Here is a 25,659-nt window from a genome sequence, read left to right as displayed (position 1 = left end):
ACAAGTGTAATCGTTTTTTTGATTTGAGTAGTGTATATCCTGATTAAAAAAAATCGTTTTGTTTCCAAAACGATTTTTTCGTCAAATTAGTTTAAATAGTTGCTATCTGCCTCCTTCAAGTTCGTCTTGCCACTCCAAGAGCTTTTTCCAATTGCCTTCGTAAGCCATTTTTGCCTGCTCTGGCCAAGTGCCTGGATTGTGAACTTTAAATCGTTCGCCACCATCATCTAAAACTTGTTGGCATTTTTGTACACTCATTTCAGACAGTTCTTTCCAAGTTTTTACACCTTGGTTGTTAAACAACTCTTCAATTTTAGGCCCAATACCTTCTATAACGGTTAAATCGTTTTCTCTTATTTTTCTACCAAAAATAGCATTGGCTTCAGACGCATTAAAAGGAATTAGGTCGTGCTGCTCTTTACAGGCCTTTAAATCGGATTCTAATTTCGCAACTTTGTTTTTCCAAACATCTACATCAATCTTTTTATTTTCTTCTTTTCCTAGATACTTGCCTAATAAGTATCCTAATATCGCACAAATTGCGCCTACTAATAAAGGAATTAATATACACCAGTTCATAAATAATAAGTTTTTTAAGTTAGTTAGTAATTGTAATGACAACCCGTCTGTTCTGCAGTCGTCCTTCTTCTGTAGAATTATCAGCGACAGGTTCTGTTTGCCCTTTAGAGGAGGTTATAATATGGCTTTCTAAAATAGCATTACCCATAAAATAACGCTTGATAAAGTCGGCACGTTTTTGACCCAGTTTTTCGTTACTGGCTGCATCTCCCGTATTATCTGTATGTCCAATAATATGAATTTGTGCATTATCTGCTTTATCAACATATCTTGATATATTAATGAATTTGATCCGCTGTTCTGGAGTAAGCGCTACAGATGATGATGCCGTATCAAAGTGCAACACAATAGGGTTGTTTTTTATATTTTCACCTAATGCCAATATCGCTTCTTGTTTAGCTAAATGTTCTTCATCAATATCAGACATAGATAATTTTAATGGCCCGTAATAAATACCCGAATTATCTGGTATTAAATTATTATCAATCTCACTGTAAACATCAATTCGCTTTGCGGGAATACCTGTAGAGATAAAATAGTTTTTAATAGCACTTGCTCTGGCTAAACCTAAATTTGGAAAGGCAGAATTGTTAACCTCTTTTCCAGTGTAAAGTCCGGTGATATGAAGTGTCTTAAGAGAATCTTCAAGCATATAATTTTTAATTTCAATAATACCGCCATTTACATCGTTAGAAAGCGGTTCTAAAATTTCAAAATTTGAAGCTTTAAAATTTAAGCTTTCATTAATGTTAACATTTAAATTTCCGGAATTGTCTTTTAAAACAAAAGGTGTTTTGGTAGAATTATCTATTGGCTCATCTGCTATTTTAGAATCTTCTGTATTACTTGAAGAAAAGAAACAAGCTTCATCACATAGTTTATAATACAGAATTGTGCCAACAACAATTGTGAACAAAATACCTAAAAGATATAGTGTTTTTTTGCTCATTAGTTAGTAGTTTTTAGTTAGTGAGCATTAAGATATTAAAAAAAAGCAAGTTGTGCTATTAGAAATGTAAAAAATAAAATGGCCTTTGTGTTATACGAAAAAAGCCACATTAAATAATGTGGCTTTTTAATATTTATTAAACTACTTTTTACAAATCGAATTTAATTCCTTGTGCAAGAGGTAATTCATCTGAATAATTAATTGTGTTTGTTTGGCGTCTCATATAAACTTTCCAAGCATCAGATCCAGACTCACGTCCGCCACCAGTTTCCTTTTCACCACCAAAGGCACCGCCAATTTCAGCTCCAGATGTTCCAATATTAACGTTGGCAATTCCACAATCTGAACCGGCATAAGACAAGAATTTTTCAGCTTCTTTCATTTCATTTGTCATAATTGCAGACGACAAACCTTGAGCCACACCATTCTGTTTCTCAATAGCATTTTCAACATCTCCAGAATATTTCATCAAGTATAAAATTGGAGCAAATGTTTCATGCTGCACAATTTCAAAATGGTTTTCGGCTTCAATAATGGCTGGCTTCACATAACACCCGCTGTCATAACCCTCGCCTTCTAAAACACCACCTTCAACCAACACATTTCCGCCTTCAGCTTTAGCTTTTTCAATAGCAGCTAAATACGTATTTACGGCATCATGGTCGATTAATGGCCCTATGTGATTTGTTTCATCTAAAGGATTTCCAATAGTTAACTGCCCATAAGCACCAACAATGGCATCCCTTACTTTATCATAAACAGATTCGTGAATAATTAAACGTCGTGTAGAAGTGCAACGCTGACCACATGTCCCGACTGCACCAAAAACAGCACCAGGAACAACAACTTTTAAGTCAGCCGTTGGCGTGATGATTATAGCATTATTTCCTCCTAATTCCAATAACGATTTTCCAAAACGTTCAGCAACGGTTTTACCAACAATGCGTCCCATTCTTGTCGACCCTGTAGCTGATACTAGCGGAATTCTAGAATCGGTTGTTAAGAATTCACCAACTTTGTAATCACCATTAATAATACAAGATATACCCTCAGGTAAATTATTTTCTTTTAAAATTTCAGCAATAATATTCTGACAGGCAACGGAGCACAAAGGTGCTTTTTCTGATGCTTTCCATACACAAACATCTCCGCAAATCCACGCTAAAGCAGTATTCCATGACCAAACGGCAACAGGGAAATTAAATGCTGAAATAATACCAACAACGCCTATTGGATGCCATTGTTCTCTCATAACGTGACCTGGGCGTTCAGATGGAATAGTTTGACCGTTTAACTGTCTTGATAATCCCACTGCAAAATCACAAATGTCAATCATTTCCTGAACTTCACCGTAACCTTCTTGTAGTGATTTTCCCATTTCATACGACACTAACTTACCAAGTGGCTCCTTTAGGTCTCTTAACTTATTTCCAAACTGACGAACTATTTCACCACGTTGAGGCGCAGGCACATCTCTCCAAGATAAAAATGCTTTTGTTGCTGCATCCATAACTTTTTCATAATCCGCTCTTGTAGTGGCTTTGACTTTTCCAATTAACTTACCATCAACAGGTGAATAGCTCTCAATAATTTCTCCGTTCGAAAAACTATTGGAACCCGTAGATGTTCCGTCATTAATTTCTTTTAAACCCAATTGTTGTAAGGCTTGATCTATTCCAAAATCGGTAGCAATTGCTTCCATATATATTTGTTTTTAACGATTTATAAATTGAGTTGCAAAGATAGCAATAAAATGTTGTTTTTAATTAAGCTCTTTTTTCCTAAAAACTGTAACTTTATTGATGCTTAAATTCACTGAAAAAATGAAAAAAGTCATCCTGCTATTTACTATAATTATTGCCTTTTCAAGTTGTAAAAACAAAGAGGAATTACGTGCTATTTCTAAAAAAGAAACCGCTTCAGATTCAACTGAAGTTCAAAAAACCTCTGAATTTTCTATTGTTATTCATGGTGGTGCCGGAACTATCTTAAAAAAGAACATGACTCCCGAAAAAGAGGCTGCTTATTTAGCCAAACTAGAAGAAGCCATTCGAGTAGGATATAACATTTTAAGACATGGCGGATCGAGTTTAGATGCGGTTGAAAAAACCATAAACGTTATGGAGGATTCGCCGCTTTTTAATGCAGGAAAAGGAGCTGTTTTCACCAATGCTGGCACTAATGAACTAGATGCCTCTATTATGGATGGTAGTACTCTCAACGCTGGAGCATCAGCCGGAACTAAAACCGTACGAAACCCCATAAACTTAGCACGTACTATTATGGAAAACTCCCCTCATGTTATGCTGTCCGGAGCTGGTGCAGAAACTTTTGCCAAGGAACATGATTTGGAAATTGTTGACTCTAGTTATTTTTATACAGAAGATCGGTTTCAATCACTACAGCATGTTAAAGAGTACGAAGCAAAAAAACAAACAGATGATAAAACCGCTTTTTACGATTCAACTATTAAAGACTCCAAATTTGGAACCGTAGGTTGCGTTGCATTAGACAAACATGGAAATCTTGCGGCCGGAACCTCAACAGGCGGCATGACTAATAAACGTTGGGGAAGAATTGGCGACGCTCCAATTATTGGTGCAGGAACTTACGCCAATAATAATACTTGTGCAGTATCCAGCACAGGTTGGGGCGAGTTTTTTATTCGGGCCATGGTTGCTCATGATATTTCAGCTTTAATGGAATATAAAGCTTTGTCTTTGAAAGAAGCTGCTAAAGAAGTTATTCAGGAAAAAGTACCCCATTTAGGAGGTGATGGCGGCATTATAGCTGTAGATAAATATGGAAACATGGTTATGGAATTTAACACTGCCGGCATGTACCGTGCATCAATGAATGATGAAGGCAAATTGACCATTGGGATTTACAAAAACTAAAATTTAAGTGTTTTTTAACATTTTTAAAAGACTAAATATCTCACTCAAAGCGTAGTTATAAGTATAAGAAACAACCTACACTTTCTTTTTTCTAAAGTTCATTTAAAATAAACCATCGCTTATGTCATTAAAAAACCTCATGGCTATTGTATTGTTTTTTGCAATAGCTTCATCATGTAAAAAGAAAACTGTAGAAGTTGACAACCTATTTAAATACCGAGATTATATTAGTTATACCTCTTCTGGTCTAACTTCAATTGCAGAACCTATAACAATTAATTTGGCTAATGTAGTTGAAGGGTATAACGCAGGCGAAGCAATTAATGACAAAATTATATCTATTACACCACATGTTGAAGGCACGCTTACTTTAGAAAACAGTCAAACACTTCTTTTTACACCAGATGAGTATCTAGAACCCGACACAGAATATACGGTAACTGTTGATTTAGAAAAACTTCACAAAAACATATCCAATGATTTTAAATCCTATTCTTTTCAATTTAAAACCATTGCACCAAATTTTAAAATTGAACTGAACAACTTACAATCCTATGAAGCTAAAGAATGGCAATACTTAAATGCTGCTATTCATTCTGCCGATGTCATTTCATTAAATAATGCCAAACAATTGGTTAATGCATTACAAAGCAATAAAAAACTTTCTATTGTATTTAACGAAATTGAAGACAATGCAAAAGTTTTTGAATTTAAAATTGATAGTATTCACAGAGCACTGGACGATTCTGAAATTTTAATAAAATGGTCTGGCAAAGCCATTCAAGCAAAAAATAATGGCGAGCAAACATTTGAAATTCCTGGTATCAATAATTTTTCGGTTGTAGATGTAAGTATTGTGCAGTACCCTGAACAATACCTGTCTATAAATTTTTCAGATCCGCTTAAAAAACAACAAAATTTAGAGGGTTTAGTAACCATTCAAAATGTGGAAAAACCTAAATATATTGTAGATGGCAATGTTTTAAAAATATATCCAGACAGCCGATTAATTGGCGAAGTTAAAGTAGATGTTTTTCAAGGTATCTTAAATACAGAAAACTTCAAACTTAAAAACCCGTTTTCTCAAACCATATCTTTTGAAGATTTAAAACCCCAAGTAAGGCTTATAAATAACGGAACCATTTTACCAAATTCCAAAGAGCTGAAATTCAACTTTGAAGCTGTTAACCTAAAAGCTGTTGATGTTAGAATCATCAAAATATTTGAAGATAATATACTTCAATTTTTACAGGACAATACACTTAACAGCAATAACTCTTACAACATAAAAAAAGTTGGTAGACGCATTGCAAAACAAACTATTTTACTGGAAGACGAAAATAATAATTCAAGAAAATGGAAAGCCTATAGCATTGACCTATCTAAATTCTTTAAAGCCGATCCAGGCGCCATTTATCGTGTAGAATTAAGTTATAATCGAAGTTACTCTCTCTATTCTTGTGATGAAAACAATGTCTCTTCAGATGAAGATGAATATGATGATTATTACGAAGAAGACTATTATGGTTATAACGAGCTATCTCTTGAAGATGATGAACTGCGTGAAGAAGCGTATTGGGATAATTTAGCTTACAGATATAAAGACTATAACTATAATTGGCGTGAAAGAAACAATCCATGCCATGATGCCTACTACAATGAAAACCGAATAGTTTCTCAAAATTTATTAGCATCAGATTTAGGTATTATTGCTAAACAAGGCGCAAACAATTCATATTATTTTGCTGTGACCAATATGTTAAATACAAACCCTGAACCTAATGCTAAAATCACGCTATACAACTTCCAACAGCAACCAATAGGCCATGCAAACACAGATGAACAAGGATTAACTATTATCGATTCTGATAAACATGCTGCGTTTGCAATCGTTTCAAAAGGCAAAAACAAAACTTATGTTAAACTAGCCGATGGCAACTCCTTATCATTAAGCAAATTTGATGTTTCTGGAAATAAACTACAGAGGGGTCTTAAAGGTTATATTTATGGTGAGCGAGGTGTCTGGAGGCCTGGCGATTCACTTCACTTAACTTTTATTTTAAACGACAACAATAATAAACTTCCTGAAAATCATCCCGTAAAAATGGAAGTTACAGACCCTAACGGAAAACTTGTTTTTAAAGAGGTTACAAACCATAACACTAATAACTTTTATAAATTCACCGTACCTACTTCAACTAATGATAAAACTGGAAATTATAATGCTAAAGTATCTGTTGGTGGCGCTTCATTCTATAAAGGCTTAAAGGTTGAAACCGTTAAACCAAATCGCTTAAAAATAAAACTAGATTTTAAAAATGATATTCTAACAGGCAATACATTACAAACAGGAACACTAGATGTTAAATGGCTACATGGTGCTCCGGCTAAAAACTTAAAAGCTGAAATAAAGGCAAAATTCACTAACCAAAATTCAAGTTTTAAAAAATATCCAAATTATGTGTTTAACGATCCAACCCGCGAATTCAAATCTGAAGAGATTACCGTTTTTGAGGGTTCTGTAAATAGTAATGGCATTGCCAAAATAAACACAAAAATTGAAGTCAGCGACAATGCACCTGGTATGCTCAATATTCACTTTTTAACACGTGCATTTGAAAATGGTGGTGACTTCTCTATGGATGCCTTTACTAAAACCTATGCGCCATACGAATCGTTTGTTGGTTTACGATCACCTAAAGGTAACGCCTATGGGTCCTATTTTACAGATGAAAAAAATACGTTCGATGTTGTGGTGGTTGATGCCAAAGGAAATGCTGTAAAACGCGATGGCCTTGAAGTGAAAATTTACAAAATAGAATGGCGTTGGTGGTGGAACTCATCATACGATAATTTGTCTAGCTATGTGTCCAGCACATACCATAAGCCCTATTTAGATACCACTGTCAGCACCAATTTAAAAGGAGAGGGTAGCTTTAATCTTAACATTCCAGATAACGAGCGTGGTCGTTACCTTATTAGAATATCCGATCCTATTAGTGGTCATGCAACAGGACGAACTGCCTATTTCTATAAAAATTGGTGGCAAAAGGCGCCTACAGCAGACAAAGAAGCTGCTAAAATGTTAGTGTTTTCTGCAGATAAGGAAAATTACAATGTCGGCGAAATAGCTAAAGTAACATTCCAATCTGGAGAAGAAGGACGTGCCTTAATTAGTATTGAAAACGGAACCGAAGTATTAAATCATACTTGGGTTAAAACGACAAAAGGAGAAACTGTGGTTGATATTCCTATCACTAAGGAAATGGCTCCAAATATCTTTGTAAATATTTCATTATTACAACCTCATGCCATTTCTGCAAACGATTTACCTATAAGGCTTTATGGTGTTATTCCTATACTTGTAGAAGACCCAAACACTAAACTGGAACCTGTTTTACAGATGCCAAATTCCTTAAAACCCGAACAGGAATTTGAGGTTCAAGTAGCTGAAAAAAATAGCAAAACCATGACATATACCATTGCCATGGTAGAAGATGGACTGTTAGATTTAACACGTTTCAAAACACCAAACGCCTGGCATGCCTTTTATGCTCGTGAGGCTTTAGGTGTTAAAACTTGGGATGTATTTGATGATGTTATTGGCGCTTACAGCGGAAGCATAGATCAAGTGTTCGCTATTGGTGGTGATGGTAATGCTTTGGCAGGTAAAAACAAAAAAGCAAACCGTTTTAAGCCTGTTGTAACTTATTTAGGGCCTTTTACTTTAAAAGCTGGTGAAAAACGCGCCCATAAGATAAAAATGCCAAATTATATAGGTTCTGTACGAACAATGGTTGTTGCCGGAAATAGTTCTAGTGAAGCCTATGGCAGTACCGACAAATCTGTAGAAGTAAAAAAACCTTTAATGGTTTTAGCTACTTTGCCTCGCAAATTAAGTCCTGGAGAAAAAGTAACACTTCCTGTTACTGTTTTCGCAATGGAAGAAAAAGTAAAGCAGGTTAATATAAGTTTAAAGTTAAGCGATGGTATTGAAATAATAGGAGAACAATCCAAATCCCTAACATTTACGCAACCTGATGAAAAAATGGTCTATTTTACATTAGATGTCAGCAAAGCCAAAGGTATCAACACTGTTGAAGTTATTGCTAGTGGAAATGGAGAAAAATCAACCTACAAAGTAGAACTAGATGTTGAAAACACAAACCCAATAACATCTGTTTCTATTGACAAAACCATACAGGCTAATACTTCTGGAAACATTAACTTTTCTACCTTTGGTGTTATTGGTACGAATTCAGCAACTATTGAGTTATCTACTATTCCTCCAATAGATTTTTCGAGACGCTTACAATACCTAATACAATATCCTCATGGCTGTGTAGAACAAACAACATCCAGTGTGTTTCCTCAATTATTTCTCAATGATATTTTCGATCTAAACCAGAAGAAGAAACAAGACATACAAAACAACATTAAAAATGGTATTAAACGATTGGGCCATTTCCAAAACCCAAATGGTGGTTTAAGTTATTGGATTGGCGAAAATACAGCTAACGATTGGGGAACCAGTTACGCAGGACACTTTATGATTGAAGCTGAAAAGAAAGGTTTTGTATTACCGCTTACATTCAAGAACAATTGGGTTAAATATCAAAAACAAGCCGCAAGGAATTGGCGACCTAGCTATCAACATCATAATTCAGATTTAGCACAAGCCTATAGACTTTATACATTAGCATTGGCTGGAAGTCCTGATTTAGCATCCATGAATCGTTTAAGAGAGTTTTCAGAACTTTCCAATGAAGCCAAATGGCGATTGGCAGCAGCTTATGCACTTGTTGGACAAAAAGAAGCCAGTGAAAAAATTTCAAGAACGGCTAACATTGAATTCACACCCAATGGGAACAACTATTACACCTATGGTTCAGTAGATAGAAACCGTGCCATGGCTTTGGAGACCATGATTATCACCAATGATTCTCAAGCCAGAGATCTTGCTGTTTCTATTGCAAAAGATTTGTCCAGTAATCATTGGATGAGCACTCAAACAACTGCATACAGTTTATTGTCCATAGCAAAAATGGTAGAGCGTAATGGTGGAAAGTCTTTAAATATCGATTATAATATTAATGGCAAAAGGGAAACCATTACATCAAATACAGCAATTGCACAAAGAGAATTAACCATAGAAGAAGGAACAAATACCGTAAGTTTAAAAAACAATCAAGATAATGTAGTTTATGTTAGAGTGCTAAGCTCTGGAAAATTACCTTTAGGTAAAGAACTTACTGAACAAAGAGGCTTGAGCGTATCTGTTAAATACAGGGATTTACAAGGTAATTCCTTAAACATTTCCAGCCTTAACCAAGGCCAAGATTTTGTCGCTATTGTAACTGTAAATAATTTGAAAAACAATGCTGTGAATGATGTTGCTTTAACGCAAATATTTCCTTCAGGTTGGGAAATTGTCAATACTCGTTTTACCGATTTTGGCGACTCGACTGTAAGTCAAGCGCGATATACAGATATAAGAGACGATCGTGTTAATTTCTATTTCGACCTTCCTAAAAAAGGAAAACATGGTAGCAAAACGTTCCAAGTCATGCTTAATGCTTCATATTTAGGTGACTATTATTTGCCTGGTATTCAAGCTGAAGCCATGTATGATAATGACTATTTAGTAAGAACAAAAGGGCAATGGATTACTGTAAAAAAATAATTTTAACGTTTAAGGGTAAAATGACCTGATATTTTTTGTCCGTTAATTTTTATAATATACCAATAATCAGATGTTGGTAATTCGGTATTTTTGTAAGTTCCATCCCAAGAAAAAGCTTGGTTTACAGAACGCTTAATAAGCTTTCCATATCTGTCATAAATACTAACTTCAGAATTTGGGTGGTTTTCAATTCCTTTAAGGATAAAAATATCGTTTTGACCATCACCGTTAGGTGTAAAAAATTTTGGAATCACAAAATGCAAGTACGAAATTGAATCTTGACCACAATCATCACGCCCACGAACATAAACAGTATATAAGCCCCCTTCAACTTCAAAAATATTACTCGTTTGATAGGAAATATCGTCTAAAGAATATTCGAAGTCCCCGTCCTCTGTCGTTAAAATTTCAATTTGAAATCCATTTGAATTTATAGATTCTATTACTGGATTATTTATTTGAGTTAATTCAATTGTTTTTGTTGAAGAGCAATTATTACTGTCAGTTACTACTACAGTATAAGTGCCTGGTGTGGCTACTTCTATTTGTGGAGTAGTTTCTCCAGTACTCCACAAATAAGTAACATTTGATATGTTTGCATTTAAAATAATGGTATCATCTTCACAAAATGTTAGAAATTCATCTTCTACATCAGGAAATTCGTTACCAGCAATCAGGCTTACAGCTGTTCTTGTTAGTGATTTACAGTTTGTTCCTTCATCAATTGCTTCGGCATAATAGGTTCCTGGAGCGCTTGTGTTATATGTTGCACTATTACTTGTTAAAAGTGTCCCTCCTGTTGCTGAATCAAACCAATCTACTCTCACACCAAATGGAGTTGAAACACTTAAAACTCCCATAGACGTATTACAACTTACATCAACATCCCCTTCACTAATTGGTGGGTTTGGATTAGTGTTTAAAGCTTCAATTTGTACTCTACTAATTGACGTACATCCACTACTTAATATAATAGATTCAGCAAAATAAAAGCCTGCACCTATTGCTGAATAAGTAGAGCTGTCAGATAACAATAAAACACCATTATTATCATACCAATTTACAGAAACCCCAGAAGGTACTGTAACAGATAAAATAGCTTCATTTGTTATACAATTTAGTTCCACATCGCCATTGCTTGTTGGGGCATTAGGTCTGACAATTGAAACCGAAACTGGAGTTCTAATTAAAGAAATGCAACCAGTTGTGCTATCTAAAGCTTCAGCATAATACGTGGCATTTTCATCAGAGGTTATAAAAGTTGAACTATCTGCTAATAGCAGAATGCCATCTATTGGTGCGTCATACCAGTCTACAGTAATTCCATTTGGAACTGTTACCGATAATTCTGCTTGATTAGTTGCGCAATTAAATTCAATATTACCATTACTTATAGGAGGATCTGGATCTATACGACTAATACTTACTGCTGTTCGTGTTTGAGATCTACAACCTGTCGAAACATTTACCGTTTCAGCATAAAACACACCTGTTTCACTTGCTGTAAAAAACACGGTATTATTGACCTGTAAAAGAGTTCCGTTTATTGGCGAGTCGTACCAATCTACAGTAAAGCCATTGGGAACAGAAACTGATAATATCGCTTGATTGATATCACAATTAAACAAAACATCTCCATTACTAGCAGGTGGATCAATATCAGGCTGAACAACAATTTCAAAAACTTCTGAAATAGTATTACAAGAATTATTAGCTAAATTAATAGGGCTTTCTGCTACTTTTACACGATAATATTGAGTTGTTAAAACAGTATTTACTTGATATGTTTGATTGGTTTCACTGGGTATATCGGACCAATTAGTTCCATCAATACTCTCCTGCCATTGATAAAAATGTGAATTAAAAACTGAAAAATCTGGTATAGCTTCAAGAGTAGTTGAATATGGTATTTCAGAAGGGCAAACTGAAATGCTTGTGTTAGAAAAAGTATCTTCAATCGATATAAAATCACCACAGGTTTTAAAAACAATATCATCAATAGCTAAATCGTTTCCACAGCCACCAACACCGTTGTTTATCATTTTTAGAATTACAGATGTCTGATTTGGAAGTGTTTGAAAAACCAAAGCATATTGCTCCCAAATAGGATTATCTGTTTCATAAATGTCTCCCGTATTTCCTGATGCTAATAAATTTGTGTTAGTGTTATCCCAAATTTCAAACCTAACATTTATAGGTATTGTTCCTGTTGGCTGAGTAGAGCAAAAACTATTTGCTATAACTAGATTAATCAACCAAGCAGAGAATTCATAAGTTGTATTCTCACATAAACCAGAAATGTTTGTACTATAAAACTCTCCAGCAGAAAACCCTGCATTAACAATTAAACATTTTCCATTACTGTCTTCTTCAGTGTGATCTTGAATTTGATGCCAATCAAATGCATTGCCAAATGTGCCATTTGAAACAGTATAAAACCCGTCTCCAGGAAATTGATTTGCAAAAGGATAAGTAGTTGTTCCTATTGGCAAAGAGCTAAAGGACATTCCTGTGCCAAATGTTTCATTAAAAATAGGATCACCAGAATTACCACCACAAAACCCTAACTGTGCACTACTTTTATTAGAGGAAAAATAAAAACACAGAATTAGGATAACTTTAAGAAAAATAGTGCAATGTTTCACGTTATAAAGATAGATATTAAGCTTGCAAAATTTTATATTAGTAAATGATTAACGTTAAAAACCCAACGAAATCGTTTTCGTAAAAAATGAAAAAATTGAGCAAACCATCATATTACGCAGTCATTTTCACCTCAAAACAAAAGGAAAACATTAAAGGTTATGCTGAAGTGGCAAACCTGATGGAAGGACTCGCCAAAAAACAGGAGGGGTTTTTAGGAATTGAAAGCGCCAGAAATGAACTTGGTATTACCGTTAGTTATTGGGAAAGTCTTGAGGCGATAAAAAATTGGAAGCAACAAAGCGACCATTTAATAGCGCAACAAAAAGGCCGTGAAGAATGGTATAGTTGGTATCATGTAAGAATTTGCAAAGTAGAACGTGAGTATGAATTTAATTCGTGAACAAAACAATAAGCTATATAAAACGCAATAAAATTAAATCGGCAATAGTTTTAATATTGCTAATAGCTTATTATTTCTGTTTGCCAAAACAATTGTTTAAAGATCCAACGGCAACAGTCATTACAAGTTCAAGCAACGAATTACTTGGTGCCCAAATAGCTACTGATGGCCAATGGCGATTTCCACAAAACGATAGCATTCCAGAAAAATTTAAAACCTGTATTATTCAATTTGAAGACGCCTATTTTTATAAGCATCCTGGATTTAATCCTATTTCTATAGTAAAGGCGCTAAAAGAAAATATAAGTTCCGGAGATATAAAAAGAGGAGGCAGCACTATTACACAGCAGGTGATTAGGCTTTCCAGAAAAGGCAAGTCGCGCACCTACTTTGAGAAAGGCATTGAAATTATTCTAGCAACCCGATTGGAATTTAGGGAATCTAAAGAAACCATTCTAGCCCTTTATGCAAGTCATGCGCCTTTTGGCGGAAATGTTGTTGGAGTTGATGCGGCTTCATGGCGTTATTTTAGCAGAAGCCCCCATCAATTGTCTTGGGCAGAAAGCGCCACATTAGCAGTGCTTCCTAATGCACCAAGTTTAATATATCCAGGAAAAAATAAAGAGAAATTACTGCAAAAAAGAAATCGCCTTTTAAAAAAACTCCTCGATTCAAAAAAGATTGATTCCTTAACTTATCAATTATCTATTGAAGAATCCTTACCCCAAAAACCTTATCCTTTACCACAAACAGCTCCTCACTTATTACAACGGATTGCCCAATCGCATAAAGGACAACGAAAACAAACAACGGTCGATATCCAATTACAAAATCAAGTGAATACCATTGTAAAAAATCACTACAACAAATTACAACAAAACGAAATTTACAATGCTGCTGTTTTGGTTTTAGATATTGAAACAAGACACGTTTTAGCTTATGTTGGCAATACTCCAACTAATGCAAAACATCAAAAAGATGTTGATATCATTAATAAACCCAGAAGCACAGGCAGTATTTTAAAACCATTTTTATATGCTGCCATGTTAGATTCTGGAGATTTATTGCCAAACACCCTAGTAGCAGATATTCCAACACAATTTGGCAGTTATTATCCAGAGAATTATCACAAATCGTTTGATGGAGCTGTTCCCGCAAGTCACGCCTTATCGCGTTCGTTAAATGTTCCAGCAGTACGAATGCTTCAAGAGTTTGGGTTAGATAAATTCCGACACTATTTAAAACAACTTGACTTAAAAGATTTAAAATATAAAACAGACCACTACGGATTATCTATAATTTTAGGAGGTGCAGAAAGTAATCTTTGGGATTTATGTAAAAGTTATGCTGCCATGTCTGCTACTTTAAATCACTATACCGAAAGTTCCAGCAACTATTTTTCAAATGAATTTCGCGAACCCTCTTTGCTTACTTCAGATAAAATCGATAAGGGAAAAACCGTTGATGGCAAAATCTTATATGATGCAGCATCCATTTACCTCACCTATGAAAGCTTAAAGGAGGTAAATAGACCTGAAAGCGATGAGAGCTGGGAGTTTTTTGATAGTTCAAAACAAATAGCCTGGAAAACCGGTACGAGTTTTGGTTTTCGCGATGCTTGGGCTATTGGTACAACTAAAGATTATGTTGTTGGTGTTTGGGTTGGCAATGCCGACGGTGAAGGTCGCCCAGGTTTGGTTGGTGTTCAAACTGCTGCGCCTATTTTATTCGACGTATTTGAAATATTACCTCAAAGCGATTGGTTTGCTCAGCCTTTTGATGAAATGCAACAAATAGACATCTGCAAACAAAGTGGTTATAGAGCGTCTCAAAACTGCAATGAGGTTGTGGAAACTTTTGTTCAAATAAGTGGATTAAAAACAAAACCATGCCCATACCATATACTTGTACATCTTGATAATTCTGAAAGATATCAGGTCAATTCAGAATGTGAAGTTATAAATGCTATTAAACACAAATCTTGGTTTGTATTGCCGCCTCTTATGGCTTATTATTATAAAACTAAAAATCCGTTTTATAAACCTTTGCCAAAATTTAGAGCGGATTGCATAAGTGATTCTGAAACCACAATGGAATTTATATATCCGAAAGACAGTAACATCATTTTTTTACCAAAGGATTTTGATGGACAAACCAATGAGCTCGTATTAAAAATAGCGCATTCTAAACCCAACACCACCTTGTTTTGGTATGTAGACAATACATTTGTTGGCTCAACAACAAACATTCATGATCTAGCTATTACCCCAACTCTTGGAGAACATTCCATTACCGTTGTTGATGAGTTTGGAGCACAAGCCAAATGCCAAATTACAATTTCAGAATAATTAGCGTAACGGAAATCCTTTTGCTGCCCACCATGGGTGTATTTCAATAACCAATCGACCTGCTTTTACCATAGGATCCAAATTAGCTAGACTATCAGCCATTTTTAAAGTAGGCACATTATAGATGGTAATACCACGAATCTCACCGTTATCTCCAAAAGGCCCTGAAATATCGGCATAACCTTCTTCATACATTCTACCTAAATGCGCTAAATGTTCTGCCTGAAGTTTTGAAGCTTCCTCTTCATTTTGAGAACGTATAGGTCCAGACTTTAAAAACGCTATAAAATATTGCTGCATCAAAATAGTGTCCTGTGTTTTTTCATCAACATAGTCAAAGGTTTGATAACCCTTTTCTGTAAGTTCAGCTTTAAGTGCTTTAGCTGATTTTACCAGTTCTCCTTTAAAGGTTTCAACAAAAACTGTATCCGTTTTAATAATAGTTTCTGTTTTTAAATCAGTTCGTTTATCTTCTTTACAACTAAATGCAAAAAGCAATAGTGTTATCAACAATATTTGTTTCATAGTTACCAAGTATTAAAAGGTTTTTTGCTCAATTGAGCATTGTAATATTTAACTTGTCCAGTGACTTCTTCTCCCAGCCATTGTGGCTTTTTAAAAACTTCGGTGGTGTGATTTAATTCGACTTCGGCTACAATTAATCCTTCATTGTCTCCAAAAAACTCATCTACTTCAAAGGTATGATTTCCATAGGGAATCTCATAACGAACCTTGTCAATAACACCCTCAACACACAGTTTCAAGAGTGCCTTTGCATCGGTTTCTGAAATTTCTTTTTCCCATTCAAAACGTGACAAACCATCTTTAGAGGATTTTCCTTTTACGGTTATAAATCCTTGCTGACCCTTTAATCGCACTCTAACCGTTCGCTCTGGATCTGTGTTTAAAAAACCTTGAATAATACGAATCGTATGTTCCGCTTCGGCCTTATAATCATCTGATACAACTAAAAATTTACGTTCTATCTCAATCATAAAAATAAAAGACATTTAATGTCTAAATTTACATCATGCCAAACGATTTACCAATTAGAAAAATTATTCATGTGGATATGGATGCCTTTTATGCTTCTGTAGAGCAAATGGACAATCCAGATTTAAAGGGTAAACCTATTGCTGTTGGAGGAAGTAGTAAGCGTGGCGTAGTGAGTGCGGCTAGTTATGAGGCACGTAAATTTGGTGTGCGAAGTGCCATGAGTGGCGTCAAAGCCAGACGCTTGTGCCCAGAATTAATATTTGTAAGGCCTCGTTTTGATAGATATCATGATATCTCAAAAAAAATTCGCAAGATATTTTACGATTATACAGATTTGGTAGAACCACTTTCTTTGGATGAAGCCTATTTAGACGTCACCAAAAACAAAAAAGGAAACCCTAGTGCAACACTTATTGCCAAAGAAATTCGTGAACGCATTTTTAATGATGTCGGACTAACAGCATCGGCTGGAATTTCCATCAATAAATTCATTGCCAAAGTTGCCAGTGACTACAACAAACCCAACGGACAAAAAACAGTTAATCCAGAAGAGGTGCTTCAGTTTTTAGAGGAATTAGACATTCGAAAATTTTATGGCGTTGGCAAAGTGACCGCTGAACGCATGTACCAAAAAGGCATTTTTACAGGCAAGGATTTAAAAAGCAAATCTTTAGAATACCTTGACGAGAATTTTGGCAAATCGGGTAGGTACTATTATTATGTCGTACGCGGTATCCACACCAGTGATGTCAAACCCAATCGTACACGAAAATCATTGGCTGCAGAGCGCACCTTTAGTGAAAACCTATCTTCCGAGGTTTTTATGTTGGAAAAATTGGACCATATTGCCGAAGAAGTTTCTCGGCGTTTACATAAAAGTAACGTTGCCGGAAAAACCGTGACCTTAAAAATTAAATACAGTGATTTTACACTTCAAACCCGTAGCAAAACATTGCCCTACTATATTAGTGATAAAAGCATTATTCTTGAAACCGCAAAGGACTTACTGTACCAAGAAAAACTACAAAACTCTGTGAGGCTTTTAGGCATTTCACTATCAAATCTCAACACAGAAAAAAAACCGAAACAGATTGAGCCCAAAAAAGAAGTCAGCGTGCAATTGCAGTTTGAGTTTTAGTGATTTGACTTTGTGATAAAAATAGACGAACTTAGCTTTAGGACGATATAATCAATTCCCGAACTGACCATATCTTAACCGAAAACGAAACCCTAAAAACTACAGGTTGTAATCTCGGTAACCCGCAACGTATTTACCATACCTTTGTCTTGAATTGGCATGGCAGCTAAACTTACCAACATATCACCTTCTTCTAAATAGCCTTTTTTGCAGGCAATGGCATTAACGTCTTCAATGGTTTCATCGGTACTTACAAACTTATCGTAATAAAACGCTTTAACGCCCCAGAGTAAATTAAGTTGGGTTAATATTCTACGGTTAGAGGTAAACACCAAAATGTGGGCACTTGGTCGCCAAGCCGAAATTTGAAATGCTGTATATCCACTGTTTGTTAATGTAGAAATAGCTTTGGCATCAATTTCGTTTGCCATATTGGCTGCATGATAACAGATAGATTTTGTAATGTAACGTTTGGTACGAATATGTGGTGGTATTTGTGGTACTTTTATTAATTCTGAATCTTCCACGCTTTTAATAATATCAGACATTTGCTTAATAACCTGTACAGGGTAACTCCCAACAGAGGTTTCACCCGAAAGCATAACGGCATCTGCTCCATCCATAACCGAGTTGGCAACATCGTTAACTTCGGCTCGTGTTGGTGTTAAACTGGAAATCATGGTTTCCATCATTTGCGTGGCAATAATCACAGGTATTCTGGCTTGTTTGGCACGAAGCACTAATTTTTTTTGAATTAGCGGAACCTCTTCAGCTGGAATTTCTACACCCAAGTCGCCACGAGCAACCATTAGCCCATCGCAGTAAGCAACTATTTTGTCAATGTTTTCAACAGCTTCAGGTTTTTCAATCTTGGCGATAATAGGGATTTTATGATTGCTGTGCTCACTTATGAGTTCTTCCAATTGCATAAGGTCTTCGGCGTGACGCACAAAGGATAAGGCAATCCAATCCACTTTTTGTTCAATGGCAAATAGGGCATCTTCAATATCCTTTTCGGTTAATGCCGGCTGTGAAATATTAGTGTTTGGTAAATTCACTCCTTTTTTGGAACGTAAGGGTCCGCCTTGAATAACACGTGCTTTTACTTCACTCTTTTTATCGGTTGACACCACTTCAAAAATTAGCTTACCATCATCTAAAAGAATTCGCTCACCAGGTTTTGCGTCTTGAGGAAAGCTTTCATAGGTCATGTACACACGTTCTTTGGTGCCTTCAAAACGTTTGCCTGTAGCAAAAACTATTTCGTCTCCTTCATTAACAACAACTTCACCTTTCATAGTGCCGACCCTTAATTTAGGGCCTTGTAAATCGGCAAGAATAGCTGCATTGTAATCGAACTCATCGTTTAACTCACGAATCATATTTATGCGTTCTTTTACATCGTCATAATTAGCATGCGAAAAATTAATTCGAAATACATTGGCTCCTTCATCCAACATGCTTTTTAAAACAGATTTAGAACTTGTTGCCGGTCCTAATGTGGCTACTATTTTTGTTTTCTTTCTTTTAGGCATTAATAAAATATTAAGTTGTTTTTTGACTTTAATGTATCTGGCTTAACCGAGTAGGCAGTAACTATTTGAGGTATGTTTTGAATCTTGTTTAAAATGAGTTTTAGTTTTCTATCATTTATCGTATCTGAACTTATCTTCAAAAAATAATTGACTTTTTGATATTCAGGAATTAAATAATAATTCTTTACCGAGCCCGATTCTGTAAAAAGTGTTCCAGATCCTTGATTTAAATTTACACGAACCTTACAATTGTTTGATACTAAACTCCAAGTTGTTAGCTTCTTGGTATCACACCATTCATAAATAGGGTATTGAGCCTTATTTATAAAATCTAAATCTTTAGATTTTCGCACTAATTTTAAATTGCAATATTGATTTAATAAATAAGCCAATCGGTAATTTTCAATAGCACAATGAATTCCTATTAAAGTAAATTCCTGTTCGTCAATAAAATCGTCTAGAACTAACTTTTGAGTTGCCATTATAGGTTATAATTAATTGTAAATATAATGCATTAAACCTATAAATAAATTAACTTTTGTTTAAAGTTAATGCCTAAATATTACGAAAACGTTATAGTTGAGAGCAATTTTACAGATAGACCAAAAATTCTAAATTGCTCGCGAAATTTGATTTTGGAAAACAAAATAAGCACGTTTGGAAGCTTTCTCCTCGGCTTTCTTTTTTGAAGTGGCTCGTGCTTTTGATACAATTTTATCATTTATGGATAGTTTTACTGAAAAATGGCGAATATCATCATTCCCAGTATCTTCATAAACATTATAATCAAAAGTGTTTTTTTCTTTTTGACACCATTCTATCAGCAAGCTTTTATAGCTAATAACCTTGCCTTCCAATTTTTCAATATCAACATATGGTATAATAACTTTTTTATAGATAAACTTCTCACAGTACTTATACCCTCTGTCTAAAAAAATAGCACCTATTAAAGCTTCGAACAAATTACCGTAAATGTTATCGCCAAATTGACCTTTAGGAATTTTACTCTCAACCAAATCGACTAATTTAAGGTCTTTACCCAACTCGTTTAGATGCTCGCGGCTAACAATTTTAGAACGCATTTTTGTAAGATAGCCTTCGTCTCCACTAGGAACCTCCATATACAAATGCGATGCAATAACCGAACCCAACATAGCGTCTCCCAAAAATTCCAACCGTTCGTAATTAATAGGGTGACCTTCATCATCCTTTATATTCATTGAGCGATGCGTGAAGGCTGTTTTGTAATAATGTATGTTTTTAGGCTTAAACCCTAAAATGTTTTGAACAGATACAAAAAAATTCCCGCCTTTTTTAGAACGGGAATTCAATATGTTACGAATGTTTTTCATTCGATAATTAATCTAATTTCTTGAACAGTACGCAAGCGTTATGTCCTCCAAAACCAAATGTGTTACTCATAGCAACTTTTACATCTCGTTTTTGTGCTTTGTTTAATGTTAAATTAAGTTCTGGATCAATATTTTCATCAACAACCTCATGGTTTATTGTAGGTGGCACCATACCGTGTTCCATAGCTAAAATTGAAGCAATGGATTCAATAGCTCCTGCAGCACCTAGCAAGTGACCTGTCATAGATTTTGTTGAGTTAATACTAATGTTTTTAGCATGGTTTCCAAACACTTCAGAAATGGCCTTTAGCTCTGCAACATCACCTAATGGTGTTGATGTTCCGTGGGTATTAATATGATCCACTTCTTCTGGTTGAATACCTGCGTTTTCTAAACAATTTTTCATTACAGCAATAACACCAATACCATCTGGATGAGGAGCAGTCATATGATATGCATCAGAAGATAAACCTCCTCCAATAACTTCAGCATATATTTTTGCACCTCTAGCTTTTGCATGTTCGTAATCTTCTAGAATTATTGCTCCAGCACCTTCACCCAATACAAAACCATCTCTGGTTGCATCAAAAGGCCTTGAGGCTGTTTCTGGACTTTCATTTCTAGTCGATAAAGCGTGCATGGCATTAAAACCTCCCATTCCCGCAATAGTAACAGCAGCTTCGCTACCACCTGTTACAACAACATCGCAATGTCCTAAACGTATAGTGTTTAAAGCATCTATCATAGCATTTGCCGAAGAGGCGCATGCTGAAACTGTTGTGTAATTTGGACCCATAAAACCATGTTTTATGGAAATATTTCCAGGTGCTATATCCGCAATCATTTTTGGGATAAAGAAGGGGTTGAATCTAGGTGTACCATCACCATCGGCAAAATTTAAAACTTCCTGTTGGAACGTTTCCAATCCACCAATTCCGGCACCCCAAATAACGCCTACACGTAATTTATTTATTTTGTCAAGGTCTAGTTTTGAGTCTGCAATAGCTTCATCAGATGCTACCATAGCGTATTGTGTAAACCTATCCATTTTACGAGCCTCTTTTCTATCTAGAAAATCAGTTGCGTTAAAGTTCTTAAGCTCACAAGCAAATTTTGTTTTGAACTTTTCAGTATCAAAATACGTTATTGGCGCAGCACCACTTTTACCACTTATAAGCGCATTCCAATATTCATCTTTGGTATTGCCTATAGGTGTTAATGCTCCTAAACCAGTAACTACTACTCGCCTTAACTCCATAAATTGTTTTTGAATTATTTTGCGCCTTCTATGTAAGAGATAGCTTGACCAACTGTTGCAATATTTTCAGCTTGATCATCTGGGATTTGAATATCAAATTCCTTTTCGAATTCCATAATTAATTCTACAGTGTCTAATGAATCTGCTCCTAAATCGTTAGTGAAGCTTGCTTCAGTAACAACTTCGTTCTCATCAACACCTAATTTGTCTACGATAATCGCTTTTACTCTTGATGCAATGTCTGACATAATCTTTTAATTTTAAGTTTTAATTAGTGGGCAAAAATAAAAAACTTTATTTTTAAAACACACCTTTAGTTTAAAAATGTGATTGTAATTTACTAAAATTAGATTGAAGTATTTCAATTTTGCCTTCTAATTGTTAATATTTATTCTTTTTTTTGTTCGAACTATTGAACATTATTATCTGTAAAATGAAACGAGTTGTAATTTTTGCGTCCGGAAGTGGTACTAATGCTGAAAATTTAATTAAGTTTTTTCACAACAGCGATAATGTGTCTGTTATTCAAGTGCTTACTAACAATCCTCGTGCCAAAGTTCTTGACAGGGCCAAAAATCTTAATGTTAGCGCACTGTCTTTCAACAGAGTAGCCTTTACAGAAACTGATGATGTGTTGAACATTTTAAAAAGCAACAACCCCGATTTAATTGTATTAGCGGGTTTTTTATGGAAGTTTCCAGAGCATATTTTAAATGAATTCCCAAACAGGGTCATTAATGTTCACCCTGCTTTATTACCTAAATATGGCGGCAAAGGCATGTACGGTATGCATGTGCATGAAGCTGTAGTCGCAAACAATGAAACGGAAACCGGTATTACCATTCATTATGTGAATGAACATTATGATGAAGGCACTATTATTTTTCAAGCAAAATGTGAAGTTTCTTCAAATGATTCAGCCGATGATGTAGCTGCAAAAATTCATGAGCTGGAAATGGAACATTTTCCTAAAGTGGTTGAATCTCTTCTTTCCAAAAATGAGTAAAAAAAAGAAAAAATACTACACTGTTTGGAAAGGGCATCACACAGGTGTTTTTGAAAGTTGGGACGATTGTAAGGCTCAAACAAAAGATTTTGAGGGTGCCCAATACAAATCGTTCACCTCTTTTGAAGCCGCTAAAAAAGCATACAAAGGCAATTACAAAGACTATATTGGGAAAAGCAAAAAGTTTGTAAGCGAACTCTCTGACGAACAACTAAAAAAAATTGGTCAGCCTAATTATAACTCTATAGCAGTTGATGCTGCCGTTAGTGGTAACCCAGGAAAAATGGAATACCAAGGTGTTGATACCAAAACCAAAAAACGCCTGTTTCATCAAGGGCCTTTTGAAGAGGGCACCAATAATATTGGGGAGTTTTTGGCTATTGTACACGCGTTGGCATTCCTTAAAAAACAAAACAGCAATCGTATTATCTACACCGACTCCAAAACGGCCATAAGCTGGGTAAAAAAGAAAATAGCTAATACCAAGTTGGAACGGACAGATAAAAACAAACCTCTTTTTGAACTGGTAGACCGTGCCGTCACTTGGTTAAAAACCAACAACTACACAACAACTGTTGTAAAATGGGAAACCAAAGCTTGGGGTGAAATTCCAGCAGATTTTGGGAGAAAATAACTAAGCTTCAATCCAGTCCTTAAAAGCTTTTACCCGCTCCCTACTGACTATTACATCAAACTCATTAAAATTCTGTAAAACAACTTTTAAACGATTTACATTATAACGGTTATAACTCACGACCTTTTTTCTATTAATGATACATTTTCGGCTGACCTGAAAAAAATCTGAAGGGTCTATCAGGTCGTTTAAATTTAAAAGCGAGTAGTTAACAATATAATTACCTCTTCCATTATACAAATAGGTTGCATTATCAAAACTATAAAAGCATGTAACATCGGTAACATTAATGATTTTTATTTTGTTTCCTAGTTTTATGAAGAATGATTGTTTATAGTCTTTAAAGTTTTGTTTTGTTACAATATCTTTTAGAGCCTCTATTTCATGTTTATTTTTTAAAAACGTTCTTGTTTTCAATATGGCATGTTGCAATTCCTGTTTATTAATTGGTTTTAATAAATAGGAAATACTTTTATAGTTAAAAGCTTTTAAACTGTAATTACTAAAAGCTGTTGTAAAAATAATAGCACTTTCTACTTCAACACAATTAAAAATTTCAAAACACATGCCATCAGACAATTGAATATCTAAAAATAAAATTTCGGGATGAGTATGATTTTGCAACCATTCTACAGCTAACCCTACCGAAGGCAAGGATACTTGAACTTCGCATTTTAAGCTTGTAAGCATGCGTTCAAGGCGTCTACTAGACAACAACTCGTCTTCAACAATTACAACTTTCATTAGTCTTGCATTTTTAGCAAAGGTAATTTTATACAATAAATAGAATCGTCAGAACTTACTTCTACTTTTTTATCTGTAAAAAATGCATAACGCTTTTTTAAATTTTCCAAACCTATCTTCGTATTCGAATTATTTACTGACTTTAAATGAAGGGTATTCTCTATAATCAAAAAATCATTTATACAGCTAACATTTACTTTCATAGGTTTATCCATTGATACTACATTGTGCTTTATGATATTTTCAAATACAATTTGCAAAGAAAAAGGTAATATATAATATTCAGAAATTACATCTAGATTAAAGGTTACCGCCAAGGAATTATCATACCGCACTTGTAACAAATCCATGTACTGCTTACCAAAAACGATTTCATGATCTAATAACACCAAATCGTTTTTCTCCTGATCTAAAAGATACCTGTATATAGATGATAGTTTTTCTGAAAATTCTATAGCTCGTTCTGAACTTTCTTCAATTAAACCAGTTAACACACTAATGTTATTAAACAAGAAATGCGGACTCAATTGTGCTTTTAATTGTTGATATTTTAAATTGGTTGATGCGCTTGTTTGCCTTAAGGATTCTTTTTCTTTTTCATTCTTTAGATAAATAAAATACACATGAACAGCTAACATTATCAACAAAAAATAAGGAGCTATTACTGTTAAGACAATATTCAGTTTCTTAACAAAAACCTCAAAGGAAAAATCAGAATAAAGTTCCGTAAACACAAATGGTATAACCAAAATCCCTACAATGTATATTAAGACAAATACATACGATTCTTTGTTTTTGTTGAAAGCATATTGAAAAGCAAAAAATGAAAATATTGTTATCACAAACCCCTTCGTAACTATCAAAAAAGGCACTTTAAAATTTACCCAAGAGGAATTTCCAAAAGAAAAAACAAGAACGTTGAACATTAAAGCGATTGAGAAGAAGATTAACAAGACTTTCAAAAACGAAGGCTTTAATTTCTTCATGTCTTTTCTTTTGTCTTTCTTTTTGTTTAACAGATAATAAATCAATATACTAAACACTGTTATTACCATAGATAAAACACCATTAAACAATGCAACAATATAAAGGCTCTTATGAGTTGGTTTTGAGTCAGGAAGTAAAGTAAAAAAGACAATTGCGTAAATAAAACCAAATGAAATGACTGCAGGTAGAAAAAAGTATTTTAATGCTTTTAATTTATTACTGAATAAATCGGCCCTATAAAATACGCCTGACAAAAAACATGGAATAAACAAAATTGAAATACTTATTGGGGCTATCCTTTTAAAGTCTGTCAATGCACTTTCCATATTCGCATTTAAAACTGCGATTAGAAAACCAAAACCATTAATTATTAAACTTACAGTAAAGGCATACAACAATGCTTTTTTTAAACTTTTCATTTATTGTTTTTTATTTGTTCTAATCAAACCTCAACATTTTCTTCCTTATTTGAAAATAAAAAATAGTGAGTTGACAATTTATAATAGT

Annotated in this window: 20 protein-coding genes; 7 read left to right on the top strand and 13 right to left on the bottom strand. The window is 34.6% G+C overall.

What is annotated here, in order from left to right:
• Positions 1–102: 102 nt before the first annotated feature.
• The 3 genes from K7G76_RS01560 to amaB form a co-directional block, all read right to left on the bottom strand.
• Positions 103–579 (bottom strand): hypothetical protein, encoded by a 477-nt coding sequence (locus K7G76_RS01560; protein ID WP_223032446.1) that lies wholly within the window; start codon positions 577–579, stop codon positions 103–105.
• A gap of 19 nt (positions 580–598) precedes the next feature.
• The gene (locus tag K7G76_RS01555) at positions 599–1,528 is read right to left on the bottom strand and encodes an OmpA family protein (protein WP_223032445.1); all 930 of its coding nucleotides are present in this window, start codon (positions 1,526–1,528) and stop codon (positions 599–601) included.
• A 148-nt stretch (positions 1,529–1,676) separates the two neighbouring features.
• A complete protein-coding gene (gene amaB / locus K7G76_RS01550) occupies positions 1,677–3,230 on the bottom strand; it encodes an L-piperidine-6-carboxylate dehydrogenase (RefSeq protein ID WP_223032444.1) in 1,554 nt (517 codons plus the stop codon).
• A gap of 121 nt (positions 3,231–3,351) precedes the next feature.
• Here amaB and K7G76_RS01545 point away from each other — a divergent pair, with 121 nt between their 5' ends.
• Together K7G76_RS01545 and K7G76_RS01540 are read left to right on the top strand one after the other, a co-directional pair.
• Positions 3,352–4,425, top strand: coding sequence for an isoaspartyl peptidase/L-asparaginase family protein (locus tag K7G76_RS01545; RefSeq protein ID WP_223032443.1), 1,074 nt, complete (start codon positions 3,352–3,354; stop codon positions 4,423–4,425).
• Between the two features lie 121 nt (positions 4,426–4,546).
• Entirely contained in the window at positions 4,547–10,108 is a 5,562-nt protein-coding gene (locus K7G76_RS01540) for an alpha-2-macroglobulin family protein (RefSeq protein WP_223032442.1), read from the top strand.
• 2 nt (positions 10,109–10,110) lie between these two features.
• Here the strand turns inward: K7G76_RS01540 and K7G76_RS01535 are convergent, their stop codons facing one another.
• Entirely contained in the window at positions 10,111–12,753 is a 2,643-nt protein-coding gene (locus tag K7G76_RS01535; protein WP_223032441.1) for a T9SS type B sorting domain-containing protein, read from the bottom strand.
• Between the two features lie 86 nt (positions 12,754–12,839).
• Here K7G76_RS01535 and K7G76_RS01530 point away from each other — a divergent pair, with 86 nt between their 5' ends.
• Together K7G76_RS01530 and pbpC are read left to right on the top strand one after the other, a co-directional pair.
• Entirely contained in the window at positions 12,840–13,154 is a 315-nt protein-coding gene (locus K7G76_RS01530) for an antibiotic biosynthesis monooxygenase family protein (RefSeq protein WP_223032440.1), read from the top strand.
• Positions 13,151–15,502: a penicillin-binding protein 1C gene (gene pbpC, locus K7G76_RS01525; RefSeq protein WP_223032439.1), complete on the top strand. Its 2,352-nt coding sequence runs from the start codon at positions 13,151–13,153 to the stop codon at positions 15,500–15,502. The genes K7G76_RS01530 and pbpC overlap by 4 nt, the downstream gene beginning before the upstream one ends.
• Here the strand turns inward: pbpC and K7G76_RS01520 are convergent, their stop codons facing one another.
• Together K7G76_RS01520 and K7G76_RS01515 are read right to left on the bottom strand one after the other, a co-directional pair.
• Positions 15,503–16,027 (bottom strand): YciI family protein, encoded by a 525-nt coding sequence (locus tag K7G76_RS01520; protein WP_223032438.1) that lies wholly within the window; start codon positions 16,025–16,027, stop codon positions 15,503–15,505.
• A gap of 2 nt (positions 16,028–16,029) precedes the next feature.
• Entirely contained in the window at positions 16,030–16,497 is a 468-nt protein-coding gene (locus tag K7G76_RS01515) for a CYTH domain-containing protein (RefSeq protein WP_223033579.1), read from the bottom strand.
• Positions 16,498–16,532: 35 nt separating this feature from the next.
• Between K7G76_RS01515 and dinB the strand changes: the two genes are divergently transcribed.
• Positions 16,533–17,636, top strand: coding sequence for a DNA polymerase IV (dinB, locus tag K7G76_RS01510; RefSeq protein WP_223032437.1), 1,104 nt, complete (start codon positions 16,533–16,535; stop codon positions 17,634–17,636).
• A gap of 92 nt (positions 17,637–17,728) precedes the next feature.
• Here dinB and pyk read toward each other — a convergent pair whose 3' ends face one another.
• From pyk to K7G76_RS01485, 5 genes are all read right to left on the bottom strand, one after another.
• Positions 17,729–19,171 (bottom strand): pyruvate kinase, encoded by a 1,443-nt coding sequence (pyk, locus tag K7G76_RS01505; RefSeq protein ID WP_223032436.1) that lies wholly within the window; start codon positions 19,169–19,171, stop codon positions 17,729–17,731.
• Positions 19,171–19,653, bottom strand: coding sequence for an IPExxxVDY family protein (locus K7G76_RS01500; protein WP_223032435.1), 483 nt, complete (start codon positions 19,651–19,653; stop codon positions 19,171–19,173). The genes pyk and K7G76_RS01500 overlap by 1 nt, the downstream gene beginning before the upstream one ends.
• Before the next feature lie 129 nt (positions 19,654–19,782).
• Positions 19,783–20,523: a ribonuclease III gene (rnc, locus tag K7G76_RS01495; RefSeq protein ID WP_223032434.1), complete on the bottom strand. Its 741-nt coding sequence runs from the start codon at positions 20,521–20,523 to the stop codon at positions 19,783–19,785.
• A gap of 7 nt (positions 20,524–20,530) precedes the next feature.
• Complete coding sequence (gene fabF, locus K7G76_RS01490) at positions 20,531–21,781, bottom strand: beta-ketoacyl-ACP synthase II (RefSeq protein ID WP_223032433.1); 1,251 nt, start codon at positions 21,779–21,781, stop codon at positions 20,531–20,533.
• A gap of 14 nt (positions 21,782–21,795) precedes the next feature.
• The gene (locus K7G76_RS01485; protein ID WP_223032432.1) at positions 21,796–22,029 is read right to left on the bottom strand and encodes an acyl carrier protein; all 234 of its coding nucleotides are present in this window, start codon (positions 22,027–22,029) and stop codon (positions 21,796–21,798) included.
• Between the two features lie 185 nt (positions 22,030–22,214).
• Here K7G76_RS01485 and purN point away from each other — a divergent pair, with 185 nt between their 5' ends.
• Together purN and K7G76_RS01475 are read left to right on the top strand one after the other, a co-directional pair.
• Positions 22,215–22,787, top strand: a complete 573-nt coding sequence (gene purN, locus K7G76_RS01480) for a phosphoribosylglycinamide formyltransferase (RefSeq protein WP_223032431.1) — start codon at positions 22,215–22,217, stop codon at positions 22,785–22,787.
• Positions 22,780–23,421 carry a ribonuclease H1 domain-containing protein gene (locus K7G76_RS01475; RefSeq protein WP_223032430.1) on the top strand — a complete coding sequence of 214 codons (642 nt, stop codon included), beginning with the start codon at positions 22,780–22,782 and terminating at the stop codon, positions 23,419–23,421. The genes purN and K7G76_RS01475 overlap by 8 nt, the downstream gene beginning before the upstream one ends.
• On the opposite strand, the gene K7G76_RS01470 is transcribed toward K7G76_RS01475, so the two are convergent.
• The gene (locus K7G76_RS01470; RefSeq protein WP_223032429.1) at positions 23,422–24,165 is read right to left on the bottom strand and encodes a LytR/AlgR family response regulator transcription factor; all 744 of its coding nucleotides are present in this window, start codon (positions 24,163–24,165) and stop codon (positions 23,422–23,424) included. It abuts the gene before it with no gap.
• The gene (locus K7G76_RS01465; RefSeq protein WP_223032428.1) at positions 24,165–25,571 is read right to left on the bottom strand and encodes a sensor histidine kinase; all 1,407 of its coding nucleotides are present in this window, start codon (positions 25,569–25,571) and stop codon (positions 24,165–24,167) included. The genes K7G76_RS01470 and K7G76_RS01465 overlap by 1 nt, the downstream gene beginning before the upstream one ends.
• Positions 25,572–25,659: the final 88 nt, after the last annotated feature.

The organism is Hanstruepera marina, from assembly GCF_019880635.1.
Classification (GTDB): Bacteria; Bacteroidota; Bacteroidia; order Flavobacteriales; family Flavobacteriaceae; genus Hanstruepera; species Hanstruepera marina.
This window is presented reverse-complemented; position numbering and strand designations above follow the sequence as displayed.

What these genes read in the sequence shown, in the direction of transcription:
- K7G76_RS01560 (WP_223032446.1), bottom strand. Translation starts at nt 579, where the DNA reads ATGAACTGGTGTATATTAATTCCTTTATTAGTAGGCGCAATTTGTGCG.
- K7G76_RS01555 (WP_223032445.1), bottom strand. Translation starts at nt 1,528, where the DNA reads ATGAGCAAAAAAACACTATATCTTTTAGGTATTTTGTTCACAATTGTT.
- amaB (WP_223032444.1), bottom strand. Translation starts at nt 3,230, where the DNA reads ATGGAAGCAATTGCTACCGATTTTGGAATAGATCAAGCCTTACAACAA.
- K7G76_RS01545 (WP_223032443.1), top strand. Translation starts at nt 3,352, where the DNA reads ATGAAAAAAGTCATCCTGCTATTTACTATAATTATTGCCTTTTCAAGT.
- K7G76_RS01540 (WP_223032442.1), top strand. Translation starts at nt 4,547, where the DNA reads ATGTCATTAAAAAACCTCATGGCTATTGTATTGTTTTTTGCAATAGCT.
- K7G76_RS01530 (WP_223032440.1), top strand. Translation starts at nt 12,840, where the DNA reads ATGAAAAAATTGAGCAAACCATCATATTACGCAGTCATTTTCACCTCA.
- K7G76_RS01520 (WP_223032438.1), bottom strand. Translation starts at nt 16,027, where the DNA reads ATGAAACAAATATTGTTGATAACACTATTGCTTTTTGCATTTAGTTGT.
- K7G76_RS01515 (WP_223033579.1), bottom strand. Translation starts at nt 16,497, where the DNA reads ATGATTGAGATAGAACGTAAATTTTTAGTTGTATCAGATGATTATAAG.
- dinB (WP_223032437.1), top strand. Translation starts at nt 16,533, where the DNA reads ATGCCAAACGATTTACCAATTAGAAAAATTATTCATGTGGATATGGAT.
- pyk (WP_223032436.1), bottom strand. Translation starts at nt 19,171, where the DNA reads ATGCCTAAAAGAAAGAAAACAAAAATAGTAGCCACATTAGGACCGGCA.
- K7G76_RS01500 (WP_223032435.1), bottom strand. Translation starts at nt 19,653, where the DNA reads ATGGCAACTCAAAAGTTAGTTCTAGACGATTTTATTGACGAACAGGAA.
- rnc (WP_223032434.1), bottom strand. Translation starts at nt 20,523, where the DNA reads ATGAAAAACATTCGTAACATATTGAATTCCCGTTCTAAAAAAGGCGGG.
- fabF (WP_223032433.1), bottom strand. Translation starts at nt 21,781, where the DNA reads ATGGAGTTAAGGCGAGTAGTAGTTACTGGTTTAGGAGCATTAACACCT.
- K7G76_RS01485 (WP_223032432.1), bottom strand. Translation starts at nt 22,029, where the DNA reads ATGTCAGACATTGCATCAAGAGTAAAAGCGATTATCGTAGACAAATTA.
- purN (WP_223032431.1), top strand. Translation starts at nt 22,215, where the DNA reads ATGAAACGAGTTGTAATTTTTGCGTCCGGAAGTGGTACTAATGCTGAA.
- K7G76_RS01475 (WP_223032430.1), top strand. Translation starts at nt 22,780, where the DNA reads ATGAGTAAAAAAAAGAAAAAATACTACACTGTTTGGAAAGGGCATCAC.
- K7G76_RS01470 (WP_223032429.1), bottom strand. Translation starts at nt 24,165, where the DNA reads ATGAAAGTTGTAATTGTTGAAGACGAGTTGTTGTCTAGTAGACGCCTT.
- K7G76_RS01465 (WP_223032428.1), bottom strand. Translation starts at nt 25,571, where the DNA reads ATGAAAAGTTTAAAAAAAGCATTGTTGTATGCCTTTACTGTAAGTTTA.